At 63.2% G+C, this 2,279-nt stretch carries 2 protein-coding genes; both read left to right on the top strand.

The window, feature by feature from the left end; translation table 11 throughout:
• The coding region (locus tag NW819_RS14435) for an isochorismate synthase (RefSeq protein WP_414414169.1) at positions 1-1,023 on the top strand (1,023 nt) is incomplete at its 5' end.
• A gap of 170 nt (positions 1,024-1,193) precedes the next feature.
• Entirely contained in the window at positions 1,194-2,252 is a 1,059-nt protein-coding gene (thrC, locus tag NW819_RS14430; RefSeq protein ID WP_011433867.1) for a threonine synthase, read from the top strand.
• Positions 2,253-2,279 lie beyond the last annotated feature (27 nt).

Genomic DNA, 2,279 nt, shown 5'->3' with positions numbered 1-2,279 from the left:
GACCTAGCGGCTTTGGCCGGGCAGATCACCGCCTTTTTTGCCCAAATGGAGCGCCTTTCTCGATCCCCCTTGCCCTCGTGGGAATTGCAAGCTCCTGTGCCAGTGAACTTGGAGGAAGCCCCCCTCTTGGCGCGCATCCAAAAAGCCCTGCAGGTGATTCAGGCGGGATCCCTGGAGAAAGTGGTGCTGGCCGAAGCCGTGGATCTGCACTTGCCTGTCCCGCCGTCAATCCCGTCCCTGCTGGCCTACCTGGAAAAAGATCATCCCGATTGCAGCATCTTTGCCTTTGCCGCTGGCGTCAGCGGGCCGAAGTCCTTGGAGGCAGATGCTCGGGGGAATTTGCCGGCCAGGCCTCTCCCCCTGGTCCAAGAGGGGGCCTTTCCCCAGGTTTTCTTGGGGGCCACTCCGGAGCGCTTGCTTTCCGTGTGGCAAGGCCGGGTGCAGATCGATGCCTTAGCCGGCTCCGCCGCCCGCGGCGCCACCCCTGTCCAGGATCGCCAGTTGGCCGAGGAGCTGCTCCGCAGCCCCAAAGACCGCCGCGAACACCAGTGGGTGGTGCGCTCGATCCGGGAGGCTCTGAGTCGGTTGGGAATGGATCCCTGCATTTCCCCTCAGCCTCGGCTGCTCCGTTTGGCCAACATCCAGCATCTGCAAACCTTGATCGAGGCGGAGCTCCCCGCCGATGTACATCTGTTCGATCTGCTGGCCCAGCTCCACCCGACGGCAGCGGTGGGAGGGTATCCCCAACAGGCGGCGCTGCAGTGGCTAGAGCGGTTGGAACCCTTTGATCGCTCCAGCTATGCCGCTCCCTTGGGCTGGGTAGACTTACAGGGCAATGGCGAGTTTGTGGTGGGGATCCGCTCCGCCCTGATTCGGGGGGATCGAGCCCGTCTGTATGCCGGTGCCGGGATTGTGGCCGACTCCAACCCAGAGCAAGAGCTGGCCGAGATTCGTCTGAAGTTGCGCTCTCTGGTGCAGGCTCTGGCCTTGCGACCTGCAGCTCCTCCGCTCCCCAGCTTCTGAAGAGAGGGGATCAGGAAGATGTTTCTGCCGCCGCTGCGGGAGGTGGATACGAACCCCTCCACGAACAGCTACAGTGAGAAAGCCGGTCTTTGATTAGCCTCGGTGTCCTCTGCGGCATGGCGACCCTGAATCCCACCCATCCCCCTCGTATAGCCGGATCCCGCGCGCAAGTGGGGCTTTGGCCCGGCCTGATCCAGCACTATCGGGAATGGCTCCCCGTCAGCGCCAGCACACCTGTGGTCACGCTACATGAGGGCAACACGCCCCTGGTGCCTTCCCCGGCTTTGAGCCAACGGCTGGGGCGAGACTGCCAAGTTTACCTGAAGCTGGAGGGCCTCAACCCCACCGGTAGTTTTAAGGATCGGGGTATGACGATGGCCGTGTCCAAGGCCAAAGAGGCAGGGGCAGAGGCGATCATCTGCGCCAGCACCGGCAACACCTCGGCGGCGGCTGCTGCCTTTGCGGCCAAAGGAGGTCTGCGGGCCTATGTGCTGATCCCCGATGGCTACGTGGCCAAGGGCAAACTGGCCCAAACCCTGATGTACGGGGCCGAGATCATCGCCGTTCAAGGCAACTTCGACCAAGCGCTGGCTATGGTGCGGCAGCTGGCGGAAACCTACCCGGTGGCCCTGGTGAACTCGGTCAACCGCTTCCGCTTGGAAGGGCAGAAAACCGCCGCCTTCGAGGTGGTGGATGCTTTGGGGGATGCCCCCGATTGGCTCTGTATTCCGGTGGGCAACGCGGGCAACATCACGGCTTATTGGATGGGGTTTTGCCAGTACCGCCAGCAGGGCAAGGCTACCCGTCGCCCTCGTCTCTACGGCTTCGAGGCTGCCGGTGCTGCCCCCATGGTGTTGAACCGGGTGGTGGAACACCCAGAGACGGTGGCCACGGCCATTCGCATCGGCAATCCTGCCAGTTGGGTGAAGGCCAAGGCGGCAGTGCAGGTGAGCGGCGGTCAGGTGGATAGCGTCACCGACGAGGAGATTCTGGCAGCCTATCGTCTCCTGGCATCCGAAGAAGGGATCTTTTGCGAGCCGGCCAGCGCGGCCTCGGTGGCAGGATTGCTGAAATGGCGAGAGCAGGTGCCTGCTGGAGCACAGGTGGTGTGCGTGCTGACGGGCAATGGCCTTAAGGATCCGGACACGGCCAGCCACCAGGGATCCGCTCCTATCCACACCGGCGTTGTCCCTGAGCTGTCCGCTGTTGCTCGTCTGATGGGTTTCTAGCAGAAACCGCCCGCTGGTTAGGGTCAG

The sequence above is a fragment of the Synechococcus sp. R8-2 genome (genome assembly GCF_047461715.1).
Lineage (GTDB): Bacteria > Cyanobacteriota > Cyanobacteriia > Thermostichales > Thermostichaceae > Thermostichus.
This window is presented reverse-complemented; position numbering and strand designations above follow the sequence as displayed.